Consider the following 15,913-nt stretch of genomic DNA (forward strand, 5'->3'; position numbering starts at 1 on the left):
ACCCTGACCGGTGTCCGGAAGTACCGCGCGCCGAGGGGGAGCTGGGACCATGACTGAGGGCACCACCGAGGGGTACTCGCTCGGGCACGGCCGGTACGTGCTGCAGCGGATGCTCGGGCAGGGCGGCATGGCCTCCGTCCACCTGGCCCACGACACGGTGCTCGACCGTCAGGTCGCGGTCAAGACGCTGCACACCGAACTGGGCCGGGAGGCCTCGTTCAAGGAGCGGTTCCGGCGCGAGGCGCAGGCGGTGGCCCGGCTCCAGCACACCAACATCGTCTCGGTGTTCGACTCCGGCGAGGACGTCGCGGCGGACGGGTCGACCACGCCGTACATCGTCATGGAGTTCGTCGAGGGCCGTTCGCTCAAGGACGTGCTGGACGAGCAGGTGACCACCCTCGGGGCGATGCCCAACGAGCAGGCGCTGAAGATCACCGCGGCGGTGCTGGCGGCACTGGAGGCCTCGCACGACCAAGGGCTGGTGCACCGCGACATCAAGCCGGCCAACGTCATGGTGTCCGGCAAGGGCGTCGTCAAGGTGATGGACTTCGGCATCGCGCGCGCCCTGCAGTCCGGCGTCACCTCGATGACGCAGACCGGCATGGTGGTCGGCACCCCGCAGTACCTCTCGCCCGAGCAGGCGCTCGGCAAGAGCGTGGACGCCCGGTCCGACCTGTACTCGGTGGGCTGCATGCTGTTCGAACTGCTCAGCGGGCGACTGCCGTTCGACGGCGACTCGGCCTTCTCGATCGCGTACAAGCACGTGCAGGAGACCCCGCCGGCGCCGTCCACGCTGAACCGGGCGGTCACCCCGGGGATCGACGCGCTGGTGGAGCGGGCGCTGCGCAAGGACCCGGCGCACCGGTTCCCGACCGCGGAGGCGATGCGCGAGGAGGTGGAGCGGGTCCTGGCAGGGGAGCGGGGCGGCGGCAACACGCCCCTGCAGGCGTCCACCCCGCTGGTGATCGGCGAGGGGCCGCGCTCGGTGCACGCCGCGCCGTCGCTGACCAACTTCCCGCCGGTGCCCGGCCCGCAGGCCGGTCCGTCATCGGTGCAGCAGCCCTACCGGCCGGTGCCCGGCCCGCAGACCCCGCCGCCGTACGCGGTGCCCACCCCGCAGCCGTTCCCGCAGGCCGCGCAGACCCCGCCGCCGTTCCCGCAGCAGGCCTTCCAGCAGCCGTTCCCGCAGAGCACCCCGGGACCCTTCCCGGCCCAGGCGCACACCCCGGTGCCGTACCCGGCGGTGCCGGTCAACGAGCGCAACGGCTGCTCGACCGCCGCGGTCGTGATCTGCGTGATCGCCGGTGTGCTGATGCTGGCGTTCATCGTCCTGATGGTCGTGGTGGCCGGCGCCAACACCTCCTGACGGCGTCGGGCGCGGTCGACCGACACGGTAATCGAACCGGGGTGCCGACAGGTTCGCGCCACCCGAAGCCACCCCCGCGCGTACCGTCCCGTTCCACGCCGAAGGGCGCGAGACGGTAGCGTGCTGAAGAAGAACCGACAGGGCGAGCGCGCGCCGAGCGGGTGCCCGGGGCGAGGAGCGATGGGTCAGAGCGAACGACCGGACGACGACGGGGACCAGCGGCCGGAGATGCCCGGGGCGGACGCCCGGGACGGGGACGCGGGCCGCCCGGACGAGGCCACCGGACCCACCGAGGTGTTCCCGACCGGCCCCCGAACTCCCGCGCGCGGCAGCGCCGTTCCGTTCCCCACCGTCGGCGACGGCCGCTACCGGCTGACCCGGCGGCTGGGCCGCGGCGGGATGGCCGAGGTGTTCGCCGCCCAGGACATCCGGCTGGGCCGCACCGTCGCCGTCAAACTGCTGCGCTCGGAGCTCGCCGAGGACGACACCGCCCGGCTGCGCTTCACCCGCGAGGCGCACGCCGTCGCGGCGCTCAACCACCACTCGATCGTCGCGGTCTACGACACCGGCGAGGAGCAGCACGGCGGGGAGTCCACCCCGTACATCGTGATGGAGCTGGTCGAGGGCCGCACCGTGCGCGAGCTGCTGGTGGACGAGGAGGCGCCGCCGGTCGACCAGGCGCTGATCATCACCGCCGGGGTGCTGGAGGCGCTGGCCTACAGCCACCGGCACGGCATCGTGCACCGGGACATCAAGCCGGCCAACGTCATCATCACCACCACCGGCGCGGTCAAGGTGATGGACTTCGGCATCGCCCGGGCGCTGGCCGGCGGCGCCACCACCATGACGCAGACCGGCATGGTGATGGGCACCCCGCAGTACCTCTCGCCCGAGCAGGCCCTCGGCAAGTCCGTCGACCACCGCTCCGACCTGTACGCGGCCGGCTGCATGCTGTACGAACTGCTCACCCTGCGGCCGCCGTTCGTCGGCGAGACCCCGCTGTCGGTGGTCTACCAGCACGTCCAGGACGCGCCGGTGCCGCCGTCCCGGGCCAACGACCGGGTGCCGCCGCCGCTGGACGGGCTGGTGCTGCGGGCGCTGGAGAAGAACCCCGACGACCGGTTCCAGAGCGCCGACGAGTTCCGCGCCCACCTGCAGCACGCGCTGCGGCAGATGCACGGCGCGGCCGGCGCCGGCCACCCGGCCGCCGCGGCGGGGTTGGCCGCCGCCGGGGCCGGAGCCTGGGACGCCACCCCGCCGACCGGCTCCGCCTCGCTCACCGAGCCGATGAACCCGGTCGCCGGGACGGCCGCCACCGAGGCGCTGCCCTACCAGGTCACCTCGGCCTACCGGACGCCCGCGTCGCCCTACCCGGCGGCGGTCGGGGCCGGCGGCGGGGGCGGCGGCAGCAGGGAGGACGGCGAGGAGCCGGGGCGGCGGCGCAACCCGTGGGGCTGGGTGCTGGGCGCGGTCGCGCTGGTGCTCGCCGCCACCATCGGGGTCGCGCTCGCGCTGTCCGCCAACGACGACCACCCGAAGGGCCCGCAGGACCAGCGGCCGACGGTGCCGGTGCAGAGCGCCAGCACCCACGCCACCGACCAGCCGAGCGAGCAGCCCACCACCCAGGCGCCCAGCCGCACCCCGAGCAGCAGCAGCCGGCCGGAGACCACGACCCCCTCGTACTCGCCGTCCGCCTCGCCCTCGACCAGCCCCTCCGCGTCGCCCTCGACCAGCCCGTCGCGCTCGTCGTCGGCGTCGCCCTCGGCCAGCGCGACCGGGACCAAGCCCAGCGAGTCGGCCAGCGCCCCCGCCTCCAACTCGCCCAGCGCGAACCCGTCCAGCACCGGAGTGGCCGTCGGAGGGCTGCCGCCCGTCCAGTAGGCGGTGCGGGCAGGTCAGTTGGCGAACGCGTCGATGACCTGCTCGTACTCCTCGCACCACCAGGCCAGTTGCCCGGCCGCCGCCGGGAACAGCGGGTCGGCGCGGTGGTCGCGGCGCTGGTAGTGCCACTGCAGCATCCACAGGTCGTTCAGCCGCTCCCACCAGACCCGGTGGACGGCGCGGGCGACCTGTTCGGCGTCCGCGGCGCCGGTGGCCCGGTAGGCGCGGGCCCAGTGGCGGACCCGGGGCAGGTCGAGGACGCCGGTGGCGCGGTCGTTGAACAGCAGGGTGGCGGCCCGGACGGCCTCCTCGGCGACCGGGTGCGGGGCGAGCTTGTCCCAGTCCAGGACGGCGCTGACGGTGTCTCCCCGGTAGAGCACGTTCAGGCCGTGGAAGTCGCCGTGGGTCCAGCCGGTGGGCGGGGCGTCGGCCGGGCCGGGGCGGCGGTGGCGGTGGGCGGCGAGCAGGTCCAGGCGCTGGGCCAGGTGCTGTTCGGCCTGCCGGTCGAAGGCGTCGTAGGGGCGGTGGGCGCGGGCCAGCGCGCGGAGTTCGGCGATGATCCGCCCGGTCTCCTCGACCTCGGCGCTGAGCACCCCGGCGGGCTGCCGCAGCGGGGCGCACACCTCGGCCAGCGTGCCGTGCAACACCCCCAGCAGGGCGCCGAGTTCGCCGCACCGGACCGGGTCGAGGCCGGTGCCGTGCCGGTGGTGTCCGGCCACCCACGGGTAGAGCGCGAACAGCCGTCCGCCGCGCGCGGTGACGGTGCGGCCGCCGGTGTCGGCGAGCGGGGCCGGCACCGGCAGGCCGCGGGCGGCCAGCGCGGTGGTGGCGCGGTGCTGGGCGGTGATCGCGGACCGGCTGGCGGTGGCCCGGTCGACGTAGCACTTGAGGAAGTAGTCGCCCGCCGCGGTGGTGATCCGGTACCCCCGGTTGAGCAGGCCCTCCGCGACCGGTTCCACCGCGAGCGGCGGCGGGACGCGGTAGGCCCGCAGGACCCCGGCCACGGCGGCGCGGGCGACCGGGGGGCTGAGGGTTCCGACGGGGGGAGCGGTGGCGTCCGGGCGGGCCGGCGCGAGGGAGATGGTCTGACCGTCCGTCACGCACAGAGCCTATTACTCGGCGTGATGGGTGCTTGACACAGCGTGTGCGAATCTGCTCTCAGTGCTGCTGGTCGGCCTGTCGGCGGGCGACGTAGGCGGCGGCCTGGGTGCGGCGCTCCATGCCCATCTTGGCCAGCAGGCTGCTGACGTAGTTCTTCACCGTCTTCTCGGCCAGGTGCAGCTCGTTGCCGATCTGCCGGTTGGTCATCCCCTCGCCGATCAGGTCGAGGATGCGGCGCTCCTGTTTCGTCAACTGGGCGGTCCGCTCGTCCTCCTTCTCGCCGCCGTCCCGCAGCCGGGCCAGCACCCGGCTGGTGGCCACCGGGTCGAGCAGGGACTTGCCGGCCGCGACGTCGCGCACCGCGGAGAGCAGGTCGGTGCCGCGGATCGCTTTCAGGACATATCCGGAGGCCCCCGCCATGATCGAGTCGAACAGCGCCTCGTCGTCGGAGAAGGAGGTGAGCATCAGGCACTTCACCGAGGGGTCCTGGGAGCGGATCTCCCGGCACACCTCGACCCCGTTGCCGTCGGGGAGCCGGACGTCGAGCACCGCCACGTCCGGACGGACCGCCGGAATGCGGTTGAGCGCCTCGGCCGCCGTCCCCGCCTCGCCGACCACCTCGATGTCGTCCTCCATCGAGAGCAGGTCGTGCACGCCGCGCCGGACCACTTCGTGATCATCAAGGAGAAAAACCCTGATATGTCCGTTATCAGTCATTTGCAAAGCGTCGCACAAATCGATGCCGGTTACCCCCTTTCGCAGCGGCCCGTGCCCGGATACCGTGCGCTGGTGTCCTGACCGGAACGGGCCGACCGCGCCACACCTGCGGTCATCCCCGCCGGGGAACAACTAGGACGTCCTAGCGCAAGCGCGCCGAAGGGCGCCGCTGGGTAACGTTCTCGTGAGGACGCCGTCGGAAAGGGAACACCGCCTGCCCGCACTGGTGCGCACACCCACGCGCGCGAGCCGGGGAGGCGACCGGACCGGCCGCCGGCGACCCCGGGTGGCCGGACAGACCGAGGAGTGAACGTGACCGTCAAAAGCACGTCGAGGGCGCGCAAGAAGGCCGCCCCCGGCGTCCCTGACCCCGCCCGGGCCGGCGCCACCGCCGAACCCGAGCTCGTCCAGCTGCTCACCCCGGAGGGCGACCGGGTCGACGACCCGGAGTTCCCGCTCACCGTGACGCCCGAGGAGCTGCGCGCGCTCTACCGGGACCTGGTCCTGGTCCGGCGCTTCGACGCGGAGGCCACCTCGCTCCAGCGCCAGGGCGAACTGGGCCTGTGGGCCTCGCTGTTGGGGCAGGAGGCGGCCCAGGTCGGCTCCGGCCGCGCGATGCGCACCGGCGACTACGCGTTCCCCACCTACCGCGAGCACGGCGTGGCCTGGTGCCGCGACGTGGACCCGCTGAACCTGCTCGGCATGTTCCGCGGCGTGAACCACGGCGGCTGGGACCCGAACGAGAAGAACTTCCACCTCTACACCATCGTGATCGGCTCGCAGACCCTGCACGCCACCGGCTACGCGATGGGCATCGCCAAGGACGGCGCGGACGACGCGGTGATCGCCTACTTCGGCGACGGCGCCTCCAGCCAGGGCGACGTCAACGAGGCCTTCACCTTCGCCTCGGTCTACAACGCGCCGGTGGTGTTCTTCTGCCAGAACAACCAGTGGGCGATCTCCGAGCCCACCGCCGTGCAGACCCGCATCCCGCTCTACCGCCGCGCCGCCGGCTTCGGCTTCCCCGGCGTCCGGGTCGACGGCAACGACGTGCTGGCCGTCCTCGCGGTCACCCGCTGGGCGCTGGACCGCGCCCGCACCGGCCAGGGCCCGGTCCTGGTCGAGGCGTTCACCTACCGGATGGGCGCGCACACCACCTCCGACGACCCGACCCGCTACCGGCAGTCCGAGGAGACCGAGTCCTGGAAGGCCAAGGACCCGATCCTGCGGCTGCGGGCCCACCTGGAGAAGCAGGGCCTCGCCGACGAGGCGTTCTTCGCCGGGGTCGAGGCCGAGAGCGAGCAGCTGGGCCTGCGCGTGCGGGAGGGCGTCCGCTCGATGCCCGACCCCGACCCGACCCTGATCTTCGACCACGTCTACAGCGAGCCGCACGCCCTGGTGGACGAGGAACGCGCCGAGTACGAGGCGTACGCCGCCTCCTTCGAGGGTGGGGAGCACCACTGATGGCCGGCCAGCTCAGCATCGCCAAGGCGCTCAACGAGGCGCTGCGCAAGTCGCTGGAGAGCGACCCGAAGACCGTCCTGATGGGCGAGGACATCGGAAAGCTCGGCGGCGTCTTCCGGATCACCGACGGCCTGCAGAAGGACTTCGGCGAGGACCGGGTGATCGACACCCCGCTCGCCGAGTCCGGCATCGTCGGCACCGCGATCGGCCTCGCGCTGCGCGGCTACCGCCCGGTGGTCGAGATCCAGTTCGACGGCTTCGTCTACCCGGCCTTCGACCAGATCGTCACCCAGCTCGCCAAGATGCACGCCCGGGCGCTCGGCCACGTGAAGATGCCGGTCACCGTGCGCATCCCGTTCGGCGGCGGCATCGGCGCGGTCGAGCACCACAGCGAGTCGCACGAGGCGTACTTCGCGCACACCGCCGGCCTGCGGGTGGTCAGCCCGTCCAACGCGCACGACGCGCACTGGATGCTGCGCCAGGCCATCGAGTCGGACGACCCGGTGGTCTTCCTGGAGCCCAAGCGCCGCTACTGGGACAAGGGCGAGGTCGGCGAGGACCCGATGCTGCCGCTGCACGCGGCCCGGATCGCCCGGCCCGGCACCGACGCCACGCTGATCGCCTACGGGCCGATGGTCAAGGTCTGCCTGGAGGCCGCGAAGGCCGCCGAGGAGGACGGCCGCCGGCTGGAGGTGGTCGACCTGCGCTCGCTGTCGCCGATCGACTTCGCCACCCTGGAGGAGTCGGTCAAGCGCACCGGCCGCGGCATCGTCGTGCACGAGGCCCCGGTCTTCCTCGGCCTGGGCGCGGAGCTCGCCGCCCGGCTCACCGAGCGCTGCTTCTACCACCTGGAGGCACCCATCCTGCGGGTCGGCGGCTACCACGCCCCGTACCCGCCGTCGCGCGTCGAGGAGACCTACCTCCCCGACCTGGACCGCGTGCTCGACGCCGTCGACCGCACGTTCGCCTTCTGAGCCGGGGAGCGAAGATGACCACTGGTGTTCACTCGCTCCGCGAGTTCAAGATGCCCGACGTGGGCGAGGGCCTGACCGAGGCCGAGATCCTCACCTGGTACGTGAAGCCGGGCGACGCCGTCACCGACGGGCAGGTGGTCTGCGAGGTGGAGACCGCCAAGGCCGCCGTCGAACTGCCGATCCCGTTCACCGGCGTGGTCGAGGCGCTGCACTTCCCGGCGGGCGCCACCGTCGACGTCGGCACCCCGATCATCGCGGTGGCCGTCGCGGGCGCCGCGCCCGCCGCCGCCCCCGCCGCGCCCGTGGTGCCCGCGCCCGCGACCGCCGCGGAGGCCGAGCCGGAGCCGGAGCGCCGCGAGGTGCTGGTCGGCTACGGGCCGCGCACCGGCTCGGCGCAGCGCCGGACCCGCCGCAGCAACGGGACGGCCGCGCCGACCGCCCCGATGGCGCCCGCCGCCCCGGCCGCGCCCGCCGCCCCGGCCGCGCCCGCCGCCCCGGCTTCCGAGCCGGTGGCCGTCGCGCCCGCCGTGCCCGCCGCGCCCGCCGTCGAGGGGGAGCGCCCGCTGGCCAAGCCGCCGGTGCGCAAGCTCGCCAAGGACCTCGGGATCGACCTGCGCGCCGTGGTGCCGACCGGTCCGAACGGCGTGATCACCCGCGAGGACGTGCACGCCGCGGCGAACACCGCCGCCGGGACGGTCGTCGAGCCGGTCGCGGCCCCGGCGGCCCCGCCCGTCCAGGCGGCCCCGGCGGTCCAGTCGGCCGCGCCGGCCGTCGCCGCGCCGGCTGTCGCCGCGCCGGCCGTCGCCGCGCCGGTGCGGCCGGTGCCGGACGCGTCCGGGGACGTCCGGGTGCCGGTCAAGGGCGTGCGCAAGGCCACCGCGCAGGCGATGGTCGCCTCCGCGTTCACCGCGCCGCACGTCACCGAGTTCGTCCAGGTCGACGTGACCCGGACGATGAAGCTGGTGCGCCGGCTCAAGGAGAGCGGCGAGCTCGGCGCCGGGGTGCGGGTCAGCCCGCTGCTGCTGGTCGCCAAGGCGCTGCTGACCGCCGTCAAGCGGTACCCGGAGGTCAACGCCAGCTGGGACGAGGCGGCCCAGGAGATCGTCATCCGGGGCGCGGTCAACCTCGGCATCGCCGCGGCCACCCCGCGCGGCCTGATCGTCCCGAACATCAAGGACGCCGGCTCCCGCACCCTCTCCCAACTGGCGGTCGCGCTCGGCGAGTTGGTGGAGACCGCCCGGCAGGGCAAGACCTCTCCGGCGGACATGGCGGGCGGCAGCATCACCATCACCAACGTCGGCGTGTTCGGCGTCGACACCGGCACCCCGATCCTCAACCCCGGCGAGGCCGCCATCCTGGCCTTCGGCGCGGTCCGGGAGCTGCCCTGGGTGCACAAGGGCAAGGTGGTGCCCCGGCAGGTCACCACGCTGGCGCTCTCCTTCGACCACCGGCTGGTCGACGGCGAGCTGGGCTCCAGGGTGCTGGCGGACGTCGCCGCGGTGCTGGAGCACCCGAAGCGACTGATCACCTGGGGCTGAGCCGCCCCGCCCCCGCGGGCCCCGTTCCGGACGCCGGAGCGGGGCCCGCGGCCGTTCCGGTCAGCCCCGGGCGGCGCGCCAGCCGGCCCGGGCCAGGGCGTGGAAGCGCTCGGCGTCCGGGTGGCCCAGGCCGAGGGCGGCGCAGAGCAGGGCGGCGGTGGCGGGGCGCGGGCCGGACGTGCCGCGCTCCAGGTCGGACAGGGTGCGGACGCCGAGTCCGGCCTTGGCGGCGAGTTCGCCCTGGGTGAGCAGGGCGTCCCGCCGGTGTCCGCGCAGGGCGCGTCCGAACGTCGCGCGCGGGTCGGTGCGCTGCCGGGTCTCCATGCGGTGCTTCCCCCTGTCGTTCCCCCGTTCGGCAGGGTATCCCGCCCGTCCACCGGTCGGCCGGGCCGCCGGTCGGTTGTCCAACTGCGGCGCGCTGAAAGGTACTTGGGGGGAGCGGTGGCCCCCGCCGGGCGGGTCGCGCATTGGGCCGCCCGAGGGAGTTTCGCGCCGCCCGGGCCGGGCCCGGGGCCCGGATGGGTACGTGTGTGCGATCAAACCACCCGCGCAGCCAGGCCGGGTGACCGTCGCAGCGAGGACTTCCGCGTATGCCGACTGGCGCTCCCGGCCCCGTGATGCGTTCCGCCGCCGCCCTGCTGCTGGTGGCCGCCGCCGTGCTGCCCGCCGCGGTGGAGCTGGTCTCGCCCGCGCCCTCGACCGCGATAGGCCCGCCGCCCGGCCCGGACCGCCCGGCGCCGCCCGCCCGCCCCGACCTGCGGGCCCCCGGCGCGCCCTCGGTGGACCTGCGGCTGACCGGCGACGCGGCCGACCGGATCACCCTGGTGCTGCTCGGCGACGGCTACACCTCCGCCCAGCAGCAGCTCTTCCACGAGCAGGCGGACCGGGCCTGGCGGGCGCTGCTGGAGATCGAGCCGTTCCGCACCTACCAGGGGTTCTTCAACATACGGCGGGTGGACGTGGTCTCCCCGGTGGGGGGCATCGCGGAGACCGAGAGCGCCGGGAAGGACCCGGCCACCCCGCTCGGGATGCACTTCTGGTGCGAGGGCACCGCCCGCCTGCTCTGCGCGGACGAGGACGCCACCGCCCGCTGGGCCGGGCAGGGCGACGGGCCGCAGTACCTGATCGCGCTGGCCAACTCGACCGAGTACGGCGGGGCCGGCGGCACCGGGGTGACCACGCTGTCCGGCGGCAGCCCGGACGCCGGGCGGATCATCCAGCACGAGATCGGCCACACCGTCGGCACCCTCGGCGACGAGTACGACTCCGCCCCGAACGACCCGGACTACCCGAACCTGGCCACGGTGGACGCCGAGGAGATGCTCCGGGAGAAGACCAAGTGGTGGCACTGGCTGGGCGCCGAGTCGCCGGACGGCGGCGGGGTGATCGGCACCTACCGCAGCTCCAACGGCCTGTACCGGCCGACCGCCGACTCGGTGATGCGCACCCTCGGCAGCACCTACAACCTCCCCTCCCGGGAGGCGATCATCGAGCAGCTGTACCGCCGGGTGAAGCCGGCCGACGCGCCCGAACCCGCCTCCGGCCCGGTCTCCGGACGCCCGAAGCTGCACGTGCGGCCGCTGGCGCTGACCGGACCGCGGCAGCTGCGGATCAGCTGGACCCTGGACGGCAAGCCGGTCGACCCGAGCACCGCGGACGGCACCTGGCTGGACACCGGGGAAATGGCGCTGGAGCCGGGCGGCCGGCACACCGTCACCGCGACCGTGCGGGACACCACCGACTGGGTGCGCGACGAGGCGTTCCGCGAGCGGTACATGACCCGGACCGAGAGCTGGACGCTCACCAGCTGAAACCGGACGTCCCGGACCACCCCGGCCCAAAGATCAGGTCATGGGATGACTAGCCTGGTAGCACTATGAGCGTGGACCCCGCCCGCACCGCACCGTCCCTGTCCGCACCCGCTCCCCGCCGACCTGCCGACGCCGCCGCTGCCGCCGTCCCCGGCGCTCCCGGCGCTTCCGGCGCTTCCGGCTCTCCCACCGCCCGGACCGTGGACGAGGTCTTCCACCCGCCGGGCGGACGCGCCGCCTGGTTCGCCTGGTCGCTCGGCGTCGCCGTCTACGTCCTCGCCGTGGTGCACCGCACCAGCCTCGGGGTGGCCGGGCTGGACGCCTCCGCCCGGTTCGGCATCGGCGCCTCCGCCCTGTCCACCTTCTCCATCCTGCAGGTCCTGGTGTACGCCGGGATGCAGGTCCCGGTCGGCCTGCTGGTCGACCGGATCGGCCCGCGCCGGGTGCTGCTGCTGGGCGTGGCGCTGATGAGCGCCGGGCAGCTGGCCTTCGCCTTCTCCACCGCGTTCGCGCCCGCGCTGGCCTCCCGCGCGGTGCTCGGCTGCGGCGACGCGATGACCTTCATCAGCGTGCTGCGGGTCGCCGCCCGCTGGTTCCCGGCCGCCCGCAACCCGTTCGTCGTCCAGCTCACCGGCCTGATCGGCACCGGCGGCAACCTGGTCACCACCGTGGTGCTCGCCCAGGCGCTGCACACCGCCGGGTGGAACGCCACCTTCGGCACGATCGCGCTGACCGGCGTACTGGTCTTCGCCGTCGTGCTGGTGCTGCTCAAGGAGGCCCCGCCGGGCGCGCCGGCGCCGGTGCGGCACGGGAGCCCGCGGCTGCCGGTCGGGCAGCAGATCCGGGCCGCCTGGTCCGAGCCCGGCACCCGGCTCGGGATGTGGGTGCACTTCACCACGGCGTTCCCGGCCTCCGCGTTTGGCCTGCTCTGGGGGCTGCCCTACCTGGTCGAGGGGCAGGGCATGTCCCGGGCCGGGGCGGGCGGCATGCTCAGCCTGCTGGTGCTCAGCGGGATGCTCTTCGGCCTGCTGTTCGGCCGGATGGTCTCCCGCACCGCCGCCTCCCGGCTGCCGATCGCGTTCACCGTGCTCGCCGCCACCGCGCTCTGCTGGACCGCCACCCTGGCCTGGCCGCACGGGCACCCGCCGACCTGGCTGCTGGTGGTGCTGATGCTGGTCATGGGCAGCAACGGCCCGGCCTCGCTGATCGGCCTGGACTACGCCCGCGCGTACAACCCCGCCGAGCGGATGGGCACCGCCTCCGGCATCGCCAACATGGGCGGCTTCATCGGCTCGATGATCACCCTGCTCGGCATCGGCGTCCTGCTGGACGCGCTCGCCGACCCGGGCGGCGACGGCTACGGCGCGCACGCCTACCAGCTGGCGTTCTGCTTCCAGCTGCTGCCGCTGCTGCTCGGGACAACGATGATCCTGCGGCTGCGCCGCAAGCTGGTCCGGTAGCGGCCCGGGCTCAGGGGGTGCTCGCCAGGTGGGCGAGCACCCGGTCGCCCAGCTCCCGGTCGCCGATCACGTTCACGATCGCGGTCTCCGGACGGACCCGGCCGCAGCACAGCCGGACGAAGGTCTGCCAGTCCATCGACAGCCGCACCTCGGGGGCCAGCACCACCGAGTCGTCCACGGTGCCCCGGCCGTCCGGGCCGACCCGCACGGTGCGGTGGAAGGGCAGCGCGCCCGCCACGTCGAAGGCCACCGTGGTGCCGATCGGGGCGCCCGCCTCCTTGGCGACCTGCTTGGGCAGCGACTCGATCAGCCAGTCCCTGGTGACCACCGCGGCCGGGGAGTCCAGGTTGCCCGGGGTCCGCAGCGCGCGGCGCAGGTCCTGCTCGTGCACCCACACGTCGAAGGCCCGCATCCGCAGCAGCGTCGCGTACGGGACGTCCCGGGCCAGCGGGCCGGCCGGCCAGCGCACCGGGTCGTTCGGCTCGTGGCGGGCGTTGCGCAGCGCCCGCGAGCGGCGGATCACCGTGTACTCCAGCTCGCTGGTGATCTCCACCGGCGTCCAGCAGCGGCGCTTGTCGACCGGCAGCTCCATGTACCGGGTGAACTCGTCGGTGACGTGCCGCAGGTCGCGCGGCAGCGCGTGGATCGGGCGCGGGTCGCCGAGCAGCTCGGACTCGATGCCGATGACGTGCGAGACGACGTCCCGCACCGACCAGCCGGGGCACTCGGTGGCCCGGTTCCAGGCGTCGGTCGGCAACGGGGCGAGCAGCTCCGATATGGACTCGATCGACTGCGTCCACGCGTCGGTGTACGCCTGCACGGCCTGCTTGTCCGTCACGGGTATCTCCGGCCCCTCCGTCGGCTTGCGTCGTCCCACGTCGTCCGGGCTGCCGAGACCTCCGCACGGACGCGCATACGGCACGTTACGCTGCCGGGTGAGAGCAGGGCAGCGCTTTCGGGTGACGATCGTAGGACTCTTGTCGTGGACGGTGGTACTGTGCGCGCTTCATTGATCCAACTCGCCGTGTCGGACGCCGAGCCGCCCGCCGAGCGGCGGGCCAGGGCGGCGGCGCTGGTCCGCGCCCAGGACGGCGCCGACCTGGTGGTGCTGCCCGAGCTGTGGCCGGTCGGCGGCTTCGCGTACGACGCCTGGCCGACGGGCGCCGAACCGCTGGACGGGCCCACCGCCGAGGCGATGTCCGCCGCCGCGAAGGCCGTCGGCTGCTGGCTGCACGCCGGATCGATCGTCGAACGGGACCCGGACGGCCCGATCTACAACACCTCGCTGCTGTTCGCCCCCGACGGCGAACTCGTCCGCACCTACCGCAAGATCCACCGCTTCGGCTTCGACCGCGGCGAGGCCGTCGTGATGGGCGCCGGGCAGGAGATCGTCACCGCCGACACCGGCTTCGCCGCGCTGGGCCTGGCCACCTGCTACGACCTGCGCTTCCCCGAGCTGTTCCGGGCCCTGCTGGACGCCGGCGCCGAACTGCTGGTGGTCCCCGCCGCCTGGCCGGCCCGGCGCGCCGAGCACTGGAACCTGCTGGCCCGCGCCCGGGCGGTCGAGGAGCAGTCCTTCGTGCTCGCCTGCAACACCGCCGGCACCCACGGCGGGGTCGAGCAGGCCGGCCGCAGCATCGTGGTCGACCCCTGGGGCCGGGTGCTGGCCGAGGCCGGGCCGGACGAGCAGGTGCTCACCGTCGACTTCGACCCCGCCCTGGTCGCCGAGTGCCGCGCCGACTTCCCGGTCCACCGGGACCGGCTGCTCGGCATCCCCGCCCCCGTGCAGCGCTGACGCCGACCCGCCCGCGTGCAGCGCTGACGCCGACCCGGTGCCGGTCCGCCGTCGAGGGGGGCGGATTTCTCCGTGCCCTTGGTCCGGATTGACCATTCCGGGGTACTCTGTGCGCGTTTTGTGTGCCGGATTCCGGCCGCATGAGGGCGCGCGGCACGGAGAGGGGTCGGCCATGACCGCTGCGGAAGCCGGGCGCGGGCGCGCCCTGATCCGGCGCAACAGCCTCCGCGAGCAGATCGCCGACGCCCTGCGCGACGAGATGATGGCCGGGCGGCTCCCGGCCGGGCGGAACTTCACCGTCAAGGAGATCGCCGAGGTCTACGGCGTCTCGGCGACCCCGGCCCGGGAGGCCCTGGTCGACCTCGCCGCCCAGGGCCTGCTGGTCAGCGAACCGCACCGCGGCTTCACCGTCCCCGAGTTCACCTGGCACGACTTCCTGGAGATATTCGAGGCCCGCACCCTGCTCACCGACAACGCGCTGCGCCACCTGTCCGGCCGGCCGCACGGCTACGACTGGTCCCGGCTGGCCTCGCTGCGCCGCCGGGCCGACGCCGCCGCCCGGGCCGCCCGGGCCGGGCAGCTCGACGTCCTGGTCGGCTGCGACCTGCGGTTCTGGCAGGAGGCCGCCGGGGTGCTGTGCAACGACCGGATCGCCGACTACCTGGGCTGGCTGCGGATCCAGTCCTGGATGTTCGCCGCCCCGCACCTGCGGGCCGGCGGCGAGCTGGCCGGCGTCTGCTGGGACCGGCACGGCGAACTCGTCGACCGGATCGAGGCCCGGGACCGGCAGGGGGCACACCGGATCGTCAACGACTACAACCTGTTCACCGTCGAACTGCTGGCCCGGCGGCTCGACCAGCCGCTCGACGGCGTCACGGTGCTCCGGCTGCTGCGCGAACCGGTGGTCCCGGCCCCCGCCGCGACGGTCGAGCGGCCGCCCGGCACCGCCCCCCAACCGGCCTCCGCCGCCGTCGGGTTGGGCCGGGTGCCGATGCCCCGCTTCGTGCCGCCCGGCCGGTTCGCCCGGCCGTTCCGCCCGGGCAGCGGGGAGCCCGCCACGGGCCGGTAGGGTTGGGGCCCGTTGCCCCGCCACCCGAGAGGATGAGCCGGCCCATGGCCTGCGACCTCTGGCTCGTCCCGCTCGTGGACGTGCTCTCCCACAGCCCCGAGAACCCGTTCCGCGAGGACCTCGACCGCTACGACGCCGTGCTCGCCCAGCACGGCCTGCCGCCGGTCCCGGTGCACCCGTACGTACCGGGCTTCTCCGGGGACGTCGAGGCGATAGCCGCGTTCGACTACGACTCGCTCCACTTCCTGCGCCGCGCCTACCTGCTGGGGCTCACCGGGTTCGAGGTGACCCCGGTGGACGCGCTCGGCAGCGACTACGAGCAGCTGCTGGAGATGTTCGAGGCCACCGCCGAACAGTCGCACCTGGTGTGGCACTTCGACCACGCCGGCGCCTACCTGCCGATGGAGTTCCAGACCCCGCTGGTCGCCGACGAACTCCTCGCCGCGGGCGGGCCGTTGGGCTCCTCCTACGGACTGCTGAGCGAACTCCAGGCGGTCGCACCGCTGTTGGGGATCGACCCGCTCGAACCCCCGGTGCCCACCCGCCCGCTCGGCCCCACCCAGCTGGAGCAGCCCTTCGGGCCGCCGATCGACGACTTCCACCCCTACGCGCGCGAACGGCACGCCTGGTCCGGCCTCTACGCGGCGGCCACCCGCAGCGTCACCCAGGGCTCGATGATCGTCTTCGCCTGAGCCCGCGTCCGCATCCGCGCTCCGGAACGGTACGGGGCCCGGGAC

General features: G+C 74.1%; 15 protein-coding genes. 11 read left to right on the top strand and 4 right to left on the bottom strand.

What is annotated here, in order from left to right:
• The first annotated feature begins 49 nt into the window (after positions 1–49).
• The gene (locus K353_RS22970; protein WP_111555424.1) at positions 50–1,366 is read left to right on the top strand and encodes a protein kinase; all 1,317 of its coding nucleotides are present in this window, start codon (positions 50–52) and stop codon (positions 1,364–1,366) included.
• 180 nt (positions 1,367–1,546) lie between these two features.
• On the top strand, positions 1,547–3,247 hold the full coding sequence (locus K353_RS22975) for a protein kinase (RefSeq protein ID WP_111555425.1): 1,701 nt from the start codon (positions 1,547–1,549) through the stop codon (positions 3,245–3,247).
• A 14-nt stretch (positions 3,248–3,261) separates the two neighbouring features.
• On the opposite strand, the gene K353_RS22980 is transcribed toward K353_RS22975, so the two are convergent.
• The gene (locus K353_RS22980; protein WP_199528211.1) at positions 3,262–4,347 is read right to left on the bottom strand and encodes a phosphotransferase enzyme family protein; all 1,086 of its coding nucleotides are present in this window, start codon (positions 4,345–4,347) and stop codon (positions 3,262–3,264) included.
• Between the two features lie 58 nt (positions 4,348–4,405).
• The gene (locus K353_RS22985) at positions 4,406–5,065 is read right to left on the bottom strand and encodes a response regulator transcription factor (protein WP_111555426.1); all 660 of its coding nucleotides are present in this window, start codon (positions 5,063–5,065) and stop codon (positions 4,406–4,408) included.
• Between K353_RS22985 and K353_RS36620 the strand changes: the two genes are divergently transcribed.
• The 4 genes from K353_RS36620 (at position 5,021) to K353_RS23000 (ending at position 9,041) form a co-directional block, all read left to right on the top strand.
• Positions 5,021–5,146, top strand: coding sequence for a hypothetical protein (locus K353_RS36620; RefSeq protein WP_255410759.1), 126 nt, complete (start codon positions 5,021–5,023; stop codon positions 5,144–5,146). The genes K353_RS22985 and K353_RS36620 overlap by 45 nt on opposite strands.
• A gap of 231 nt (positions 5,147–5,377) precedes the next feature.
• Positions 5,378–6,529 carry a pyruvate dehydrogenase (acetyl-transferring) E1 component subunit alpha gene (gene pdhA / locus K353_RS22990; protein WP_233533769.1) on the top strand — a complete coding sequence of 384 codons (1,152 nt, stop codon included), beginning with the start codon at positions 5,378–5,380 and terminating at the stop codon, positions 6,527–6,529.
• Positions 6,529–7,503: an alpha-ketoacid dehydrogenase subunit beta gene (locus K353_RS22995; protein WP_370447637.1), complete on the top strand. Its 975-nt coding sequence runs from the start codon at positions 6,529–6,531 to the stop codon at positions 7,501–7,503. The genes pdhA and K353_RS22995 overlap by 1 nt, the downstream gene beginning before the upstream one ends.
• 14 nt (positions 7,504–7,517) lie before the next feature.
• Positions 7,518–9,041: a dihydrolipoamide acetyltransferase family protein gene (locus K353_RS23000; RefSeq protein WP_111555428.1), complete on the top strand. Its 1,524-nt coding sequence runs from the start codon at positions 7,518–7,520 to the stop codon at positions 9,039–9,041.
• Between the two features lie 60 nt (positions 9,042–9,101).
• Here K353_RS23000 and K353_RS23005 read toward each other — a convergent pair whose 3' ends face one another.
• Positions 9,102–9,365, bottom strand: a complete 264-nt coding sequence (locus K353_RS23005; RefSeq protein WP_111555429.1) for a helix-turn-helix domain-containing protein — start codon at positions 9,363–9,365, stop codon at positions 9,102–9,104.
• Positions 9,366–9,631: 266 nt separating this feature from the next.
• On the opposite strand from K353_RS23005, the gene K353_RS23010 reads away from it, so the two are divergent.
• Together K353_RS23010 and K353_RS23015 are read left to right on the top strand one after the other, a co-directional pair.
• Complete coding sequence (locus K353_RS23010; RefSeq protein WP_111555430.1) at positions 9,632–10,852, top strand: M64 family metallopeptidase; 1,221 nt, start codon at positions 9,632–9,634, stop codon at positions 10,850–10,852.
• 65 nt (positions 10,853–10,917) lie between these two features.
• On the top strand, positions 10,918–12,312 hold the full coding sequence (locus tag K353_RS23015; RefSeq protein ID WP_111555431.1) for a nitrate/nitrite transporter: 1,395 nt from the start codon (positions 10,918–10,920) through the stop codon (positions 12,310–12,312).
• Between the two features lie 10 nt (positions 12,313–12,322).
• Here the strand turns inward: K353_RS23015 and K353_RS23020 are convergent, their stop codons facing one another.
• Positions 12,323–13,150: a maleylpyruvate isomerase family mycothiol-dependent enzyme gene (locus K353_RS23020; protein WP_111555432.1), complete on the bottom strand. Its 828-nt coding sequence runs from the start codon at positions 13,148–13,150 to the stop codon at positions 12,323–12,325.
• Positions 13,151–13,309: 159 nt separating this feature from the next.
• Here K353_RS23020 and K353_RS23025 point away from each other — a divergent pair, with 159 nt between their 5' ends.
• The 3 genes from K353_RS23025 to K353_RS23035 all read left to right on the top strand — a co-directional run bounded on the left by K353_RS23025 (position 13,310) and on the right by K353_RS23035 (position 15,868).
• Positions 13,310–14,107: a carbon-nitrogen family hydrolase gene (locus K353_RS23025; protein WP_111555433.1), complete on the top strand. Its 798-nt coding sequence runs from the start codon at positions 13,310–13,312 to the stop codon at positions 14,105–14,107.
• Positions 14,108–14,279: 172 nt separating this feature from the next.
• Positions 14,280–15,176, top strand: coding sequence for a GntR family transcriptional regulator (locus K353_RS23030; protein WP_111555434.1), 897 nt, complete (start codon positions 14,280–14,282; stop codon positions 15,174–15,176).
• Between the two features lie 44 nt (positions 15,177–15,220).
• The gene (locus K353_RS23035) at positions 15,221–15,868 is read left to right on the top strand and encodes a hypothetical protein (protein WP_111555435.1); all 648 of its coding nucleotides are present in this window, start codon (positions 15,221–15,223) and stop codon (positions 15,866–15,868) included.
• The last annotated feature ends 45 nt before the right edge of the window (positions 15,869–15,913 follow it).

Source organism: Kitasatospora sp. SolWspMP-SS2h, from assembly GCF_003259315.1.
Taxonomy (GTDB): domain Bacteria; phylum Actinomycetota; class Actinomycetes; order Streptomycetales; family Streptomycetaceae; genus Kitasatospora; species Kitasatospora fiedleri.

Bases quoted from the DNA above. Each gene is read 5' to 3' on its own strand.
- K353_RS22985 (WP_111555426.1), bottom strand. From the start codon at position 5,065: ATGACTGATAACGGACATATCAGGGTTTTTCTCCTTGATGATCACGAA.
- K353_RS23015 (WP_111555431.1), top strand. From the start codon at position 10,918: ATGAGCGTGGACCCCGCCCGCACCGCACCGTCCCTGTCCGCACCCGCT.
- K353_RS23005 (WP_111555429.1), bottom strand. From the start codon at position 9,365: ATGGAGACCCGGCAGCGCACCGACCCGCGCGCGACGTTCGGACGCGCC.
- K353_RS23000 (WP_111555428.1), top strand. From the start codon at position 7,518: ATGACCACTGGTGTTCACTCGCTCCGCGAGTTCAAGATGCCCGACGTG.
- K353_RS22970 (WP_111555424.1), top strand. From the start codon at position 50: ATGACTGAGGGCACCACCGAGGGGTACTCGCTCGGGCACGGCCGGTAC.
- K353_RS22975 (WP_111555425.1), top strand. From the start codon at position 1,547: ATGGGTCAGAGCGAACGACCGGACGACGACGGGGACCAGCGGCCGGAG.
- K353_RS23035 (WP_111555435.1), top strand. From the start codon at position 15,221: ATGGCCTGCGACCTCTGGCTCGTCCCGCTCGTGGACGTGCTCTCCCAC.
- K353_RS22995 (WP_370447637.1), top strand. From the start codon at position 6,529: ATGGCCGGCCAGCTCAGCATCGCCAAGGCGCTCAACGAGGCGCTGCGC.
- K353_RS23010 (WP_111555430.1), top strand. From the start codon at position 9,632: ATGCCGACTGGCGCTCCCGGCCCCGTGATGCGTTCCGCCGCCGCCCTG.
- K353_RS23030 (WP_111555434.1), top strand. From the start codon at position 14,280: ATGACCGCTGCGGAAGCCGGGCGCGGGCGCGCCCTGATCCGGCGCAAC.